The sequence below is a fragment of the Anoxybacillus flavithermus genome, assembly GCF_002742685.1.
In the GTDB taxonomy this organism is placed as follows: Bacteria; Bacillota; Bacilli; order Bacillales; family Anoxybacillaceae; genus Anoxybacillus; species Anoxybacillus flavithermus_E.
Genome location: NZ_PEDM01000005.1, coordinates 85,603 through 101,723, shown reverse-complemented (window position 1 = coordinate 101,723; position 16,121 = coordinate 85,603). Strand labels below are relative to the sequence as shown.

General features: G+C 39.6%; 12 protein-coding genes. 9 read left to right on the top strand and 3 right to left on the bottom strand.

Annotated elements, in window-relative coordinates; all coding sequences use genetic code 11:
• Positions 1-257: 257 nt before the first annotated feature.
• Positions 258-1,238: a cation diffusion facilitator family transporter gene (locus tag CS060_RS04625; RefSeq protein WP_099668729.1), complete on the bottom strand. Its 981-nt coding sequence runs from the start codon at positions 1,236-1,238 to the stop codon at positions 258-260.
• Between the two features lie 272 nt (positions 1,239-1,510).
• On the opposite strand from CS060_RS04625, the gene glgB reads away from it, so the two are divergent.
• Genes glgB through CS060_RS04600 form a run of 5 tightly spaced genes read left to right on the top strand, consistent with a single transcriptional unit; the run spans position 1,511 to position 9,389 of the window.
• Positions 1,511-3,436: a 1,4-alpha-glucan branching enzyme gene (gene glgB / locus CS060_RS04620; protein WP_052025581.1), complete on the top strand. Its 1,926-nt coding sequence runs from the start codon at positions 1,511-1,513 to the stop codon at positions 3,434-3,436.
• Positions 3,384-4,535, top strand: coding sequence for a glucose-1-phosphate adenylyltransferase (locus CS060_RS04615; RefSeq protein WP_099668728.1), 1,152 nt, complete (start codon positions 3,384-3,386; stop codon positions 4,533-4,535). The genes glgB and CS060_RS04615 overlap by 53 nt, the downstream gene beginning before the upstream one ends.
• 6 nt (positions 4,536-4,541) lie before the next feature.
• Complete coding sequence (locus tag CS060_RS04610) at positions 4,542-5,564, top strand: GlgC family sugar phosphate nucleotidyltransferase (protein ID WP_035048649.1); 1,023 nt, start codon at positions 4,542-4,544, stop codon at positions 5,562-5,564.
• Positions 5,561-7,015 (top strand): glycogen synthase GlgA, encoded by a 1,455-nt coding sequence (gene glgA, locus CS060_RS04605; RefSeq protein ID WP_035048652.1) that lies wholly within the window; start codon positions 5,561-5,563, stop codon positions 7,013-7,015. Before CS060_RS04610 ends, glgA begins: the two co-directional genes overlap by 4 nt.
• Positions 7,002-9,389: a glycogen/starch/alpha-glucan phosphorylase gene (locus CS060_RS04600; RefSeq protein ID WP_035048656.1), complete on the top strand. Its 2,388-nt coding sequence runs from the start codon at positions 7,002-7,004 to the stop codon at positions 9,387-9,389. The genes glgA and CS060_RS04600 overlap by 14 nt, the downstream gene beginning before the upstream one ends.
• A gap of 40 nt (positions 9,390-9,429) precedes the next feature.
• On the opposite strand, the gene CS060_RS04595 is transcribed toward CS060_RS04600, so the two are convergent.
• Positions 9,430-10,161 carry a yteA family sporulation protein gene (locus tag CS060_RS04595; protein WP_035048658.1) on the bottom strand — a complete coding sequence of 244 codons (732 nt, stop codon included), beginning with the start codon at positions 10,159-10,161 and terminating at the stop codon, positions 9,430-9,432.
• An 87-nt stretch (positions 10,162-10,248) separates the two neighbouring features.
• Positions 10,249-11,184 (bottom strand): 1,4-dihydroxy-2-naphthoate polyprenyltransferase, encoded by a 936-nt coding sequence (locus CS060_RS04590; RefSeq protein ID WP_035048663.1) that lies wholly within the window; start codon positions 11,182-11,184, stop codon positions 10,249-10,251.
• A gap of 157 nt (positions 11,185-11,341) precedes the next feature.
• On the opposite strand from CS060_RS04590, the gene CS060_RS04585 reads away from it, so the two are divergent.
• The 4 genes from CS060_RS04585 to menB are packed head-to-tail and all read left to right on the top strand — an operon-like array spanning position 11,342 to position 16,065.
• Positions 11,342-12,697 carry an isochorismate synthase gene (locus CS060_RS04585; RefSeq protein ID WP_035048665.1) on the top strand — a complete coding sequence of 452 codons (1,356 nt, stop codon included), beginning with the start codon at positions 11,342-11,344 and terminating at the stop codon, positions 12,695-12,697.
• Positions 12,694-14,427 carry a 2-succinyl-5-enolpyruvyl-6-hydroxy-3-cyclohexene-1-carboxylic-acid synthase gene (gene menD / locus CS060_RS04580; protein WP_035048668.1) on the top strand — a complete coding sequence of 578 codons (1,734 nt, stop codon included), beginning with the start codon at positions 12,694-12,696 and terminating at the stop codon, positions 14,425-14,427. The genes CS060_RS04585 and menD overlap by 4 nt, the downstream gene beginning before the upstream one ends.
• A gap of 2 nt (positions 14,428-14,429) precedes the next feature.
• Entirely contained in the window at positions 14,430-15,257 is an 828-nt protein-coding gene (gene menH, locus CS060_RS04575) for a 2-succinyl-6-hydroxy-2,4-cyclohexadiene-1-carboxylate synthase (RefSeq protein ID WP_035048669.1), read from the top strand.
• Positions 15,247-16,065 carry a 1,4-dihydroxy-2-naphthoyl-CoA synthase gene (gene menB, locus CS060_RS04570; RefSeq protein ID WP_035048670.1) on the top strand — a complete coding sequence of 273 codons (819 nt, stop codon included), beginning with the start codon at positions 15,247-15,249 and terminating at the stop codon, positions 16,063-16,065. Before menH ends, menB begins: the two co-directional genes overlap by 11 nt.
• The last annotated feature ends 56 nt before the right edge of the window (positions 16,066-16,121 follow it).

The following is a 16,121-nucleotide window of genomic DNA, read 5'->3' as shown; positions in this document are numbered from 1 at the left end:
GTTAAGACACCGCCCTTTCACGGCGGTAACACGGGTTCGAATCCCGTACGGGTCACTAATAAAAAGGACATCTCATAATTGATATGGGATGTCCTTTTTATTTTTACAAAGTTAAGCAGATGTATTGTTTTGGCTTAAGCATAAAACACAAGTATGAGCATGCCTCTTATCATAGTGACCAAAATTGCTCATTTTAACACATCGATGTATCGTATTCATCTATAGAAGGGGATTAGAGAACACAAAAGAAAAAAACGCTACTCCATATGAGTAACGTTTTTATATCCTTCTTTTCCACTTATGCCTATTTTCTTTTTCCTCTCTAAAAATTTCTTTCCATACTCTCCATGTTGGTGAATAGATGGATGTTCAACTTGAACGGTGACATGAGAGAGATTGTATCGTTCCTTTAACATTTCATTAATTGCTAAAATGATACAAAATGGCTGAATGTGCTCATGAATGAGAACGTGTGCAGTTAAAGAATAATGATCTGTCGAAATGGACCATATGTGCAATTCATGTACATCCTCAACGCCTTCAATAGATAGAATATCGGCTCGGATGCGTTCGATATCAAATTCGTGCGGAACTGCGTCCATTAAAATAAAATACGATTCTCGAACAATTTTTGCTCCACCTATAAAGATAATGCCACCAATGACCATACTAATAAGCGGATCAAATATATATAGTCCTGTAAAGTAAATTAAAATAGCTGAAATAATAACACCGATAGAGCTGAGTAAATCACCAATAAAGTGCCATAAGGCGCTTTTGACATTTAAATTTTCTTCTTCTTTCATACTCCGACTTAAAACGATTGTTAACACAAGATTAACGATAAATCCAATTGTTGCGATGGTTAACATGAAGGAAAATTGAATCGTTTCAGGATGAATGAAACGACGAATCCCTTCTATGAAAATCCAAATAGCAATAATGACAAGCGCAAGGCCATTTAAAAATGAGGCGATAATTTCAAATCGTAAATAACCAAATGTAAATTTTTTATTTGGTGGACGAGAAGCTAAATAGATAGCAATCATACTTAGTCCTAATGCGATCACATCGGAAGCCATATGTGCTGAGTCTGATAATAAAGCAAGAGAGTTAGAGAAAATGCCTCCTACTATCTCTACAATCGTGAAAAAAGTTGTTAATAACAATGTCGTCCAAAGTGCTTTTTTTGATGTTGTCTGCACTTTCATATGCGGTAAATGATGAAAATCGTACATGTTCATTCTCCTTTATTTAAAATTAATATCAAAAAAAATAAATAATAATTACTATAAAACATTTTATATCATTATCATTTGTTACTCAAGCGACGATTTTATGGACGTTCGTATTGATTTTCATTTCGTCATAATTAGCATGTGATTTGTTGAACATTGTCGAAAAATATCTTAATTTTCTTACAGGAATTTTATGTGCCTTAGTGTAATATATTCAGTACGGAATTATTTCTGTACCCCTTTAAGAAAGGAAGGATGAACATTTGCTAACGATGAGTCCAACGGATTTGCAGTTACATTTATTTCACGAAGGAACGTTTTATAAAAGCTACCAGTTATTTGGAGCACATCTTATGAAACAAAATGGGAGAGTAGAAACGCGTTTTTGCGTATGGGCCCCACATGCTAAAAAAGTGCGGGTTGTTGGGACGTTTAACAATTGGAAAGGAGAGGAGCATGAATTAACAAAAATAAACGATCAAGGAGTATGGATGATTATCGTTCCAGAAAATTTAGATGGACATTTATATAAATATGAAATTATAACAAAAGATGGAATAACTCTTCTTAAAGCGGATCCATATGCTTTTTATGCTGAAGAACGCCCCCACACAGCCTCTATTGTATATCAGTTGGATGGATATAAATGGAATGATCAAGCGTGGCAAAGAAAAAAGAAGCGAAAATCTATTTATGAGCAACCGATGTTTATTTATGAAGTTCATCTCGGTACATGGAAAAAGAAAGACGATGGACAATTTTATACATATGCGGAGATGGCGGAAGAGTTAATTCCTTATGTTGTTGAGCATGGATTTACTCACATTGAACTGTTACCGCTTATCGAGCATCCGCTCGACCGTTCATGGGGATATCAAGGAACGGGGTACTATGCTGCGACAAGCCGTTATGGAACGCCGCACGATCTCATGTATTTTATTGATCGCTGCCATCAAGAAGGAATAGGTGTCATTTTAGATTGGGTGCCTGGACATTTTTGTAAAGATGCACATGGATTATATATGTTTGATGGTCAACCCACATATGAATATATGAATATGCAAGATCGGGAAAATATTGTGTGGGGAACAGCCAACTTTGATTTAGGAAAGCCGGAAGTGCATAGCTTTTTAATTTCAAACGCTTTATTTTGGTTAGAGTATTACCATATTGACGGTTTTCGTGTTGATGCGGTAGCAAATATGCTTTATTGGCCGAATAGCGATGTACTGCATCCAAATCCATATGCGATTTCATTTTTAAAAAAATTAAACGAAGTTGTGTTTGCATTTGATTCAAACGTATTAATGATCGCTGAAGACTCAACGGATTGGCCGAAAGTGACTGCACCAACGTACGATGGAGGTTTAGGATTTAACTACAAATGGAATATGGGCTGGATGAACGATGTATTAAGTTATATGGAAACGAGCGTCAATGAACGAAAACATATGCATCATAAAATGACGTTTTCATTGTTATATGCTTATACGGAAAACTTTATTTTGCCTTTATCCCATGATGAAGTGGTGCACGGAAAAAAATCACTACTAAATAAAATGCCGGGCGATTACTGGGATAAATTTGCCCAACTTCGTCTACTTTATGGATATTTTATGACGCATCCAGGAAAAAAACTGTTGTTTATGGGTGGAGAGTTTGGACAATTTGATGAATGGAAAGATTTGGAGCAACTCGATTGGATGTTATTCGATTTTGATATGCATCGAAAAATGGACGCTTACGTGAAATCTCTCACACATTTTTATAGAAAACAAAAAGCATTGTATGAATGTGATCATGATCCAAGTGGTTTTGAATGGATTGATGTGAACAACGCCGAACAAAGTATTTTTTCTTTTATTCGGCGAGGAAAAAAAGAAGAAGATATGTTGATTGTCGTTTGCAATTTTACAAATGTCACATATCACGATTACAAAGTGGGTGTGCCGGTTTTTACAACATATCGGGAAGTGTTCAATAGTGATGATGTTATATACGGTGGTGCAGGTTATATAAACAAAAAACCGCTTGTCGCATATGAGGAACCGTATCACGGAAAGCCGCATCATATTCGGATGACTATTCCACCGTATGCTATAACGATTTTACGACCAATAAGAAAAAGAGAAGGGAAGGAAAGCCATGGTACGAAAAAAGTGCGTCGCTATGCTACTCGCAGGGGGACAAGGGAGTAGATTGAGTTCATTAACAAAAAATTTAGCCAAACCGGCTGTTCCGTTTGGAGGAAAGTACCGCATTATTGATTTTACATTAAGCAACTGCGCTAATTCTGGCATTGATACAGTCGGAGTGCTTACGCAATACCAGCCGCTAGAGTTAAATACGTATATTGGAATTGGAAGCGCATGGGACTTGGATCGGAAAAATGGTGGGGTAACCGTTCTTCCACCGTATGCTGAATCGTCAGAAATGAGATGGTATAAAGGAACAGCAAACGCGATTTATCAAAACTTAAACTATTTAAAGCAGTATGATCCGGAGTATGTGCTCATTCTTTCTGGTGACCATATTTACAAAATGAATTATGCAGATATGTTGCAATATCATATTGAGAAAAAGGCGGATGTGACGATTTCTGTTATTGAAGTACCATGGGAAGAAGCGAGCCGTTTTGGAATTATGAACACAAATGAAGATATGGAAATTATAGAGTTTGAAGAAAAACCAGCACATCCGAAAAACAATTTAGCGTCTATGGGCATTTATATTTTTAAATGGTCTATTTTGAAAGAATATTTAGAAATGGATAATCGAAATGATCGCTCGAGCCATGACTTCGGCAAAGATATTATTCCTCTGCTTATTGATGAAAAAAAACGACTTATTGCCTACCCATTTAAGGGATATTGGAAAGATGTTGGAACAGTAAAAAGCTTATGGGAAGCGAATATGGATTTACTCGCAGATACCCCGGCATTAAATTTATTCGATCATACGTGGCGCATTTATTCTGTAAATCCAAATGAGCCACCACAATATATTGCCCCATATGCGCAAGTAAAAGAGTCTTTAGTAAATGAAGGATGTATCGTTGAAGGAAATGTAGAACATTCTGTATTGTTCCAAGGGGTGTACATTTCACAAGGTACAACAGTAAAAGATTGCGTTGTTATGCCTAATGCAGTGATTGGGAAAAATGTATACATCGAAAAAGCGATCGTCCCACCGAACATGGAAATTCCCGATGGAACGTTTATTTGTGGGGATCAGTCTGACGGAGAAGTCATTCTTGTAACAGAAGAAATTTTGGGACATTTTTCTGAGAGAGGATGAGAAAACGTGGGAAAATTAATGCTTGGGGTCATTGATGCAACGACATATAAGCCAGAAATGAATGATTTGACGCTCCAGCGTTCTATTGCCGCCGTTCCGTTTGCTGGGCGCTATCGATTAATTGATTTCGTTTTATCCAATATGGTCAACTCAGGAATTGAAAGTGTTGCTATCTTCCCGAAGTATCAATATCGCTCATTAATGGATCATTTAGGATCAGGTAAGAATTGGGATTTGAATCGTAAACGTGATGGACTATTCTTTTTTCCTTCACCGGACCTTCCGATTTCTCATATTGGATCGTTTCAACATTTTCAGCAACATATCGACTACTTTTTACGAAGTACACAAAAGTATGCGCTTATTTGCAATAGCTATACGGTGTGCAACATTGACTATGAAGAGGTGTTGCGCCGCCACAACATGAACGAGTGCGATATTACTCGTATATGCCACCGCGGTCAATCACTTGACATGTTTATTTTAGAAACATCGTTGCTACTCGATTTGATCGCTAACCAACAAAGAAATCATTATCAAAGCATTGTTGATGTTGTTAATGATCAAGCGAATGGATTAACAGTATGTGATTATGAATATGATGGATATGTTGCGGTCATCGATAGTATCGAACGTTATTTTCATCATAGTTTAGAGCTTCTTCAACCAGATGTGTGGAAACAATTGTTCTTAAAAGGGAGACCGATTTATACAAAAGTAAAAGATGAGCCACCGACAAAATATACATCGCATGCTTGCGTTCGGAATGCAATGATCGCGAACGGATGCGTCATTGAAGGAGAAATTGAAAATAGCATCATTTCAAGGGCTGTGAAAATCGGCAAAGGGACTGTCGTTCAAAATAGTGTTATTATGCAAAAAAGTCAAATTGGAGAAAATTGTAATCTTTCATATGTAATCGTTGATAAAGATGTTCGGATTGGTGACGGGGTAAAACTAATAGGAACGCCAGAGAAACCGATCGTCATTCGAAAAGGGACAATACAAGGAGCGCTGATGAAATCGTGAGAGTGTTATTTGTTGTATCAGAATGTGTACCATTCGTAAAAACAGGCGGTTTAGCTGATGTGGCTGGCGCATTGCCAAAAGAGTTGAAAAAGCTTGGGACAGATGTGCGTGTTATGTTACCGAAGTATGGATTGATCCCACAACATATGCGCCAAAAAATGAATAAAATTGCTGAACTTGTTGTTCGCGTTGGTTGGAGAAGACAATATTGTGGAATTGAACAATTGGAATATGAAGGAATTACATATTATTTTGTCGACAACGAGTATTACTTTAAGCGAGATTCATTATATGGTCATTATGATGACGGTGAGCGTTTTTCATATTTTTGTCGCGCTGTACTCGATTCCCTCCCCGTCATTAATTTTCAACCGAATGTGATTCACTGCCATGATTGGCATACAGGAATGATCCCATTTTTGTTGCGTGAAGAATATACGAAAAATTCATTTTACGCTCAAATGAAAACGGTATTTACAATTCATAATTTGCAGTTTCAAGGCATTTTTCCACGCGAAATTTTAGGCGACTTACTAAATTTAAGCGACCGCTATTTTTCTATCGAACATTTAGAGTTTTATGGAAACGTCAGCTTTATGAAAGGAGCGCTTGTATCAGCGCATATGATTACAACAGTGAGCCCAACGTATAAAGAGGAAATTCAAACGCCATATTATGGAGAGCGGCTTGACGGGTTATTGCGGGCAAGAAATTCACATTTAGTTGGAATTTTAAACGGAATTGACGATGAAATATACAATCCGAAAAAAGATCCGTATATTGTAGTGCCGTACGATGTAACGACAATTGCGCGTAAAAGCATTAACAAACGAGCTCTCCAACAACATTTTTCATTGCCATCAGAAGAAGATATTCCTGTCATTGCCATTGTGTCGCGGTTAACGAAACAAAAAGGATTAGACTTAGTGAAATGTGTATTTCACGAAATGATAGCAGAAAACGTGCAAATGATTATCCTTGGAACAGGGGAATGGGAGTTTGAACATTTCTTTCATGAGATGGCTGTGACATATCCTGACCGTGTGCGTGTATATATTGGCTTTTCAGAGCAGCTTGCACATCAAATTTATGCGGGGGCGGACATGTTTTTAATGCCATCTAAATTTGAACCGTGTGGTTTAGGTCAAATGATTGCCATGCGTTATGGAGCTGTGCCAATCGTTCGAGAAACGGGTGGATTAAATGATACAGTGCAGTCATTTAACGAATTTACGAAAGAAGGAACAGGATTTACTTTTAAAAACTTTAATGCGCATGATATGTTATATACCATCCAGCGTGCTCGTTCATTTTATGAACAAAAAGAAATATGGGAAGGAATTATGAAACAGGCAATGAGTCGGGATTACAGTTGGGCAAAATCGGCATTCAAATACAACCAATTATACGACGAACTAATGGCTGGGAGTGGCATCTATGTTCACGAATAAGGAAGAGTTTAAGCAAACGTTTTTGAAACGGTTAGAAATGATGTATGGGAAGCGGTTTTGGGAATCGACTGTTCTGGATCAATACAATACGCTAGGGAATATGATTCGCGAGTATATTAGTAAGCATTGGATTCAGACGAACGAACGATACCGTGCCGAACATAAAAAACAAGTGTATTATTTGTCGATTGAATTTTTGTTAGGTCGTTTGCTAGGCAGTAATTTGATGAATCTTGGTATACGAGAGGTTGTGGAAGAAGGCCTGAAAGAGCTAGGCATTGAGTTAGCCCATATTGAAGAAGTAGAAATGGATGCGGGGCTCGGGAACGGAGGACTCGGTCGATTGGCTGCTTGTTTTTTAGACTCCCTTGCTTCTCTTGACTTACCCGGACATGGGCAAGGCATTCGATATAAGCACGGTTTATTTGATCAAAAAATAGTGAATGGTTATCAAGTAGAGCTTCCAGAACAATGGTTGCGTCATGGAAACGTTTGGGAAGTGAAAAAAGAAGATTTAGCGGTAGAAGTCAATTTTTGGGGAAAAGTGGAATGCTACGAACAAGATGGGCGTTTAACGTTTCGCCATTATGATACAGAAAAAGTGATGGCAGTTCCTTATGATATGCCTGTCATCGGGTACGATACGACAACTGTCAACACGCTACGATTGTGGAGCGCTGAACCCGCGAAATTTCCGCTTCATAAGCATGTCATGCAGTATAAGCGAGAAACGGAAGCCATTTCCGAATTTTTATATCCTGACGATACGAACGATGAAGGAAAAATTTTAAGGTTAAAACAGCAATATTTTCTTGTTGCAGCAAGCCTCGGAAGTATTGTACGTGATTATCGGCAACGATACGGTCATTTACAACATTTCCATCGGCATGTAGCTATTCATGTGAATGACACACATCCTGTGTTAGCCATTCCAGAACTGATGCGAATTTTGTTAGATGAGGAAGGAATGGGATGGGACGAAGCGTGGCACATTACGACAAATACGATCTCTTATACAAATCATACCACATTGTCGGAAGCGTTGGAAAAATGGCCAATTTACATTTTTCAACCGTTATTGCCACGAATTTATATGATTGTGCAAGAAATTAATGAACGGTTTTGTCGCGACTTATGGAATCGATATCCTGGTGATTGGAAAAGAATCGAGGAGATGGCCATTATTGCTCATGGCCTTGTGAAAATGGCTCATTTAGCGATTGTAGGAAGCTATAGTGTGAATGGGGTCGCGAAAATACATTCTGAAATTTTAAAGCATCGGGAAATGAAACTATTTTATGAATACTTTCCAGAAAAATTTAATAATAAAACGAACGGCATTACCCATCGTCGTTGGTTGTTGAAAGCGAATCCGGAGCTCTCTTCACTTATTACCGAAGCGATCGGAACGGAATGGATTAAGCAGCCTGAGCGGCTTATTCAATTGAAAAAGTATGCGACTGATCATGCGTTTCAAGAACAACTAGCAAAAGTGAAACATAGCCATAAAAAGAAGTTAGCCAAATATATTTATGAAAAAACAGGAGTGGTCGTAGACGAGTCATCGATTTTTGATGTGCAAGTGAAACGATTACATGCCTATAAAAGACAGTTATTAAATGTACTTCACATTATGTATTTATATAACCGACTAAAAGAAGATGAGCATTTCGATATGCATCCACGAACGTTTATTTTTGGCGCTAAAGCATCACCAGGGTATCATTATGCGAAACGGATTATTAAGTTAATTAATTCCGTTGCACAAAAAGTGAATAGTGACGAACAAATTAACGGAAGGTTAAAAGTTATTTTCTTAGAAAATTATCGTGTCTCATTGGCTGAAAAAATTTTTCCAGCTACTGATGTAAGTGAGCAAATTTCGACAGCCAGTAAAGAAGCATCGGGGACTGGAAACATGAAGTTTATGATGAATGGGGCCGTGACAATTGGGACATTGGATGGAGCGAATATTGAAATTTTGGAGCGTGTCGGTCATGACAATATGTTTATTTTTGGATTGACTGCAGAAGAAGTGTTGCACTATTATGCAAATGGTGGATATCATTCGTATGAATATTATCACCATGATCAACGGATTCATCAAGTTGTAAATCAACTTGTAAATGGCTTTTTTCCAGATGCGTACGATCATTTTGAACCGATTTATGATTCGTTGCTTGCTCACAACGATCAATATTTTGTTTTACGCGATTTTGCATCGTATGCCGACGCCCAACAACGATTGGGAACAGCGTATGAAAATCGGAGAAAATGGTTAGAAATGAGCTTGACGAATATCGCTTGTTCAGGATATTTCTCAAGCGATCGAACGATTGAAGAATACGCTCACGACATTTGGCATATTCGCTAACAAAAAGTCAGTCCTGTAAGCGTATGCTCACAGGACTTTCTTATGAAGTATAAGGATCTTTTTCGTAAGCTGGAAGATCACCAAGCGGAGACATTAATTGTTCGTCATCGAGCATTTGTTCATATTGTTCATGAATAATATTTGGATAAATTGTAATGCCTGTGCCGTAAAGATCTGTTGCTGCAAATGTTTCAAGTGGTTCAACGTAACCAATTTGTTCTCCGGCATCGATATACATTCGATCATAATGTACCGTATCTTGTTGAACATCTGAAGGTGTTTCTGATGTGCCGAAACGAGCTACCTTTTGCCAGCTATCTTCAGCGTCAAATGTTTCTATATCTTCATGAACGACAAATTCGCCAAATGGAGGAGACAAAACGCTTTCTTCGATTGGACGCTGTTGTGAAACAACTTGATCAGCACTATGTTCTTTACAAAACATCGTTGTTGGAATGGCCTCAAGGCGTTCGAGAGGAATCGCTTCTCCGCATATTTCGCAAATTCCGTACGTCCCATTTGCCATGGCTTGTAGCGCACGGTTGATATCATGAAGCTCTTTTTCTGTATGCTCATTTAAGGCCATATCTTTTTCTCGTTCATATAGTTCTGTTCCGCTGTCGGCAGGGTGGTTGTCATAATTTGATAATTCTCCAACCGAATCATGAGCAGATGTTCGTGTGAGACCGAAATGGTCATTTTGTTTTAACCGTTGCATGATTTGTTGCTTTTCTTGTAATAGCTGTTCACGCAAATTGGCTAAGTTTTGCAATATAACCCCTCCTTTATATTTGACTACGCATAGTATGGACTAAAAAGAAAAAACCATAGCGCCAAGACTATGGTTTTTTCTTAACAATTATTGCATCCAATAATGAATAAATAGACCGATAACGAGTAAAAATCCAAACTGCGTATTCGTTTGAGCTGTTGCTTTCATTGCTGGCATCATGTCGATCGGTTTTGTTTTTCCGATGAATCCTTTCGTTGCTTGCCATGCTTTCGGAACACTAAAAAATACGAGCAATGTCCATGGCGAAATCGTATCAGTAAAAACAAGCAATACAATCCATAAAAATGATACGACAAACATGCCACCTAATAACGAAATGGCACGTTTTCTACCGAGTAAAATGGCTAATGTTTTTCGACCGCTTTTTTTGTCCCCCTCTAAGTCGCGAATGTTATTGGCTAATAAAATAGCGCCGACTAGAATAGAGATGGGAACAGAAACAAGAATAGGTGTTGATGTAATTGTGCCTGTTTGAATAAAAAATGAAATTAAAATAATGGTAAGCCCCATGAAAAAGCCGGCTGCCAATTCACCAAACGGGGTATATGCGATCGGAACGGGTCCACCTGTGTAAAAATATCCTGCTGCCATACAAATGGTGCCGATCACAGCGAGCCACCAACTGCTATTGATGCAAATATAAACACCAAGTAGCATAGCAATAGCGAAAAAAGACCAAGCAAGCAGTAAAACTGTTTTTGGAGAGATACCGTCGCGGACAATCGCTCCACCGATTCCGACGGATTCAGGTGTATCTAGCCCGCGTTTATAGTCGTAATATTCATTAAACATATTTGTCGCTGCTTGGATAAATAATGAAGCTACGAGCATGGCAAAAAATAAGGGGAAGTGAATTGGCGTTTCATCTACTGCAAGCACAGTACCAATAGACACAGGAACGAACGCTGCGGTAAGCGTATGTGGACGCAATAATCGCCACCAAACACGCCAGTCTCGTTTATAATGAACCGTTTGAGTATTTGAACGTACTGGTGTCGGCATACTATTCTTCTCCTTTAAGTAAAATGTCGTTCACCATAAGTTTAGGGAAGTGGGGAAAATGTGTCAATGTCTTGACAATATAAATTGTTTCCTATCTCTAAAAAACAATATTATAATGAAAAAGGGACAAAAAGTTTAAGTATAGGCGTGATAAAAGGTGGTTACTTTATATCAAAACAAAGTTATTGACCAATTGCGTGATGTATTGAAGAAAAAACAGCATATGGTTAGTGTCACCATAAAAATGGAGCAAATCGATCCGCTTGATTTTTTCGCTGCAGGTGAAACGTTATTTCATGGACAACGTTTCTATTGGTCGGATTACTTGTGCGAACAAACGTTTGTTGGACTAGGTCATGCGCACGTTATAAAAAGCGAAGAAAAGACGAAAAAGCGGTTCCGTGAAGTTGAACGAGAATGGAGACAAATTGCAGAAGACGCTTTCATTGAAGGTCAAGGGCCACTGATGTTTGGAGGGTTTGCCTTTGACCCGCTAAAACGGTCGGATAAACATTGGAGTCAATTTCCTTCTGCTCAATTTGTTGTGCCTACATTTTTGTTAACAAAGCAGCGAGATGAAACATGGTTAACGGTCAACGTCGTTCATGAATCGCTCGATCAGCTCGAAGAAATGATCGATTCCTTGTTTCACATACGTGGTGACAGTGAATGGCATCGTGCTTACGTTGTCAAAAAAGAAGAAGTCGCTCGTGACCGATGGATTCGTGCTGTTCATTATGCAACGGATCTCATTCAAAATAAAGCAATTGAAAAAGTCGTTTTAGCACGCGAATTATTTCTTTCTTTTTCTCATCGAATTGATCGTTCTCATGTGTTACGTGCTTTACGTGAGCAACAACCGATGAGCTACATTTTTGCTTTTGAAAATGGCTCTACTTGCTTCATTGGGGCTTCTCCAGAGCAACTTGTAAGAAAGGACGGGGGCATGTGTGAAACAGCTTGTCTGGCCGGATCGATTCGTCGTGGACGTACAATCAAAGAAGATGAAGAACTTGGACGTTGGCTGCTTCAAGACGATAAAAATCGTCGCGAGCATGCATTTGTTGTCGATATGATTGAACGAGCGATGAATGAAGTATGTACCGAAGTCGTCGTTCCGAGTGAACCGACTCTTTTAAAAATGAGACATATTCAACATTTATATACACCTGTTCAGGCAAAAACGAAAGAAGGGATCTCGATTTTCTCACTCGTTGAACGGCTTCATCCAACCCCTGCGCTCGGGGGATTTCCGAAAGAAAAGGCGGTACAGACGATTCGGGAGATTGAGCCACTTGATCGTGGATGGTACGCTGCCCCAATTGGTTGGGTTGATGCGAATGGAAATGGAGAGTTTGCGGTAGCGATTCGTTCTGCATTACTTGGAGACAATGAGGCACATTTGTTTGCTGGGTGTGGCATTGTTGCTCATTCTGATCCACATAGTGAGTACGAGGAAACGAATGTAAAGTTCAAGCCGATGTTATTAGCGTTAGAGGGGGAACGAGAATGAATGAAATGACGGCATATGTTGCAGCATTTGTTAATCAATTCGCTCATATGGGCGTTCAACAAGTTGTAATTAGTCCTGGATCTCGCTCTACTCCTCTTGCAATGGCTATGGCTGAACATCCGATGCTAAATACTCACGTTCATATTGACGAACGTTCTGCCGCTTTTTTTGCGTTAGGTATGGCGAAAGCTTCTGGTAATCCGGTTGCTCTTGTTTGTACATCGGGAACAGCAGTAGCAAATTATTATCCGGCAATCGTCGAAGCTTACTATGCACGTGTTCCGCTCGTTGTGATTACGGCCGACCGACCTCATGAACTGCGTGATGTCGGGGCTCCACAAGCAATTGACCAGTTGCATATATACGGTCCGTATGTAAAATGGTTCGTTGATATGGCGCTTCCAGAAGGAAACGAGCGGATGCTTCGTTATGCAGAAATGGTCGCCGCTCGTGCTGTATCTGTTGCATCGTCTGTTCCAAAAGGACCGGTTCATATTAACGTCCCATTGCGTGAACCGCTCGTTCCAACGATCAATGAACCGCTGTTTTCGCTATCTCCTCCAGCTCGCATCGTATATAAAGGAAACAAACATCTTTGTGAAGAAATGATCGATGAGTTATATGCGGAGTTGAGCGGTGTAGAAAAAGGGGTCATTATATGTGGAGATTTGCATATCGAAGGGTTTTCTGACGCAGTTGTGAAGCTAGCAGAAGCATTGCAATACCCTATTTTAGCAGATCCTCTTTCTCCATTACGAACAGGTACACATGAGAAACAATTTATTATTGAATCGTATGATGCGATGCTAAAAAATGAAGCGTTTGCGAATCGATTTGTTCCGGATGTCGTTATTCGCTTCGGAGCGATGCCTGTATCGAAATCGCTTTATATTTGGTTGCAGGAGCATAAACAAATTAAGCAAATGGTTGTCGATGAAGTGGGGCAATGGCGGGATCCAACGTTATCGCTTCAAGTACTGATAGAAGCGAATGAGGTTCAATTTTGTTATGATTTAGCTCGACGTGCGTCTACTATATCTCGTTCGTCGCAATGGATGAGCCAATGGCAACACATGAATGAACGTGCAAAACGAATTTTGTTGAGAGCAGAAGAAGAAACGGATATGTTTGAAGGGAAAGTATTTATTGAACTTGCTCAGTTATTACCAGATGAAGCAACTCTTTTCGTTGGGAATAGTATGCCTATTCGCGATGCGGATACGTTTTTCATGTCATCACATAAGCGAATTCGTTTACTGGCGAATCGTGGGGCAAACGGCATTGATGGAGTTGTATCGAGTGCTCTTGGGGCAAGTTACGTTGCTCAACCACTTGTGTTAGTGATTGGGGATTTGTCATTTTATCATGATTTAAACGGTTTGTTAGCTGCGAAATTACAAAAGCTACATGCGACGATCATCGTACTAAATAATAACGGTGGAGGCATTTTTTCATTCTTGCCACAAGCGAATGAACCAAAGCATTTTGAACGGTTATTTGGCACGCCAACGGATTTATCATTTCAGCATGTTGTCGACATGTATAATGGGCATTATGAAAAAGTAGAAACGTGGGAACATTTTCGACAGGCGGTGACGGATGCCCTTTTGCGCCCGGCATTAAATGTCATTGAAGTTCCGACATCACGTGAATATAATGTCAAAATTCACCGGAAATTGTGGAAAGATGTTTCCCAGGAAATGTCCAACTTGTTGAATAAAGGGGAATGAGCATGAAGTTTGTCGTCCAAGGGCAAACGTATTATGTGGAAATGTACGGAAGCGGACAACCGCTATTGTTACTACATGGATTTACAGGTAGCTGTCAAACGTGGCATCCGTTTATTTCAACTTGGAGTCAACATATGCAATGCATCGCCATCGACATTCTTGGCCACGGACAAACGGATGCTCCTTCGGCTGTAAAGCGATATAACATCGAGATCGTTGCAAAAGATATTGCTATGTTATTTGAACAATTAGAAATAAAAAAAGCGCATATATTAGGATATTCCATGGGGGGGCGACTTGCGCTCACATTTGCGATTCGTTATCCACAGTACGTTCAAACACTCATATTGGAAAGTAGCTCGCCAGGTTTAAAGACGGAAGAAGAACGAGTGAAACGTCGCGAAGAAGATGAACGATTAGCACAGTTCATTGAAAAACATGGCGTTGTTTCATTCGTCGATCGCTGGGAGAGCATCCCTTTATTTTCTTCTCTTCAACGGCTACCAAAAAGTATGCAACAAACGTTGCGGGAAGAACGATTACAACATACAGCGATTGGATTAGCGAACAGTTTGCGTGGGATGGGGACAGGGGTACAACCTTCTTGGTGGGAGACGTTGCATCAATTACATATGCCGATATTGTTGATTTGTGGAGAAGATGATGAAAAGTTTTGTCGAATTGCGTCAGAAATGGTACAATTATTACCAAACGGAACGCTCATTACCGTCCCGCATGCCGGGCACGTTGTGCATATGGAGCAGCGTGAGCGTTTTGGTACGCTTGTTCAACAATTTGTGTTAAGAGGAGGTTTATTGCATGGCAATTGAATGGGTGAAAGAGAGGGAATATGAAGATATTTTGTACGAAACGTACAATGGCATTGCAAAAATTACAATTAATCGTCCCGAAGTACATAATGCATTTCGTCCAAAAACAGTAATGGAATTGATTGATGCGTTTGCGTATGCGCGTGATGATGCAAATATTGGTGTCATTATTTTAACAGGAGCAGGAGGCAAAGCATTTTGTTCGGGTGGCGACCAAAAAGTACGTGGACATGGTGGATATGTGGGTGACGATCAAATCCCACGCTTAAACGTATTAGACTTGCAGCGTTTAATTCGTGTTATTCCGAAGCCGGTTATTGCCATGGTTGCAGGTTATGCGATTGGCGGTGGCCACGTGCTACATGTCGTTTGTGACTTAACGATTGCAGCAGATAATGCGATTTTTGGTCAAACAGGTCCGAAAGTCGGTAGCTTTGATGGAGGATATGGAGCAGGTTATTTGGCGCGCATTGTCGGTCATAAAAAAGCGCGTGAAATTTGGTATTTATGTCGCCAATACAATGCCCAAGAGGCCTTAGAGATGGGATTAGTCAATAAAGTTGTTCCGCTTGAACAGTTAGAGGAAGAAACGGTGAAATGGGCGGAAGAAATTTTAGAAAAGAGCCCGACAGCTATTCGCTTCTTAAAAGCTGCGTTCAACGCTGATACTGATGGATTGGCAGGCATTCAACAACTTGCTGGAGATGCGACACTTCTTTACTATACAACAGACGAAGCGAAAGAAGGACGCGATGCGTTTAAAGAAAAGAGAAAACCGGACTTCAAGCAGTTCCCGCGTTTTCCATAAAAATAAAACAGCTTGATGTGCATACATCAAGCTGTTTTTTTGAAGGTGGTGTGAAG

What these genes read in the sequence shown, in the direction of transcription:
- CS060_RS04625 (WP_099668729.1), bottom strand. Translation starts at nt 1,238, where the DNA reads ATGTACGATTTTCATCATTTACCGCATATGAAAGTGCAGACAACATCA.
- glgB (WP_052025581.1), top strand. Translation starts at nt 1,511, where the DNA reads ATGAGTCCAACGGATTTGCAGTTACATTTATTTCACGAAGGAACGTTT.
- CS060_RS04615 (WP_099668728.1), top strand. Translation starts at nt 3,384, where the DNA reads ATGGTACGAAAAAAGTGCGTCGCTATGCTACTCGCAGGGGGACAAGGG.
- CS060_RS04600 (WP_035048656.1), top strand. Translation starts at nt 7,002, where the DNA reads ATGTTCACGAATAAGGAAGAGTTTAAGCAAACGTTTTTGAAACGGTTA.
- CS060_RS04590 (WP_035048663.1), bottom strand. Translation starts at nt 11,184, where the DNA reads ATGCCGACACCAGTACGTTCAAATACTCAAACGGTTCATTATAAACGA.
- menD (WP_035048668.1), top strand. Translation starts at nt 12,694, where the DNA reads ATGAATGAAATGACGGCATATGTTGCAGCATTTGTTAATCAATTCGCT.
- menH (WP_035048669.1), top strand. Translation starts at nt 14,430, where the DNA reads ATGAAGTTTGTCGTCCAAGGGCAAACGTATTATGTGGAAATGTACGGA.
- menB (WP_035048670.1), top strand. Translation starts at nt 15,247, where the DNA reads ATGGCAATTGAATGGGTGAAAGAGAGGGAATATGAAGATATTTTGTAC.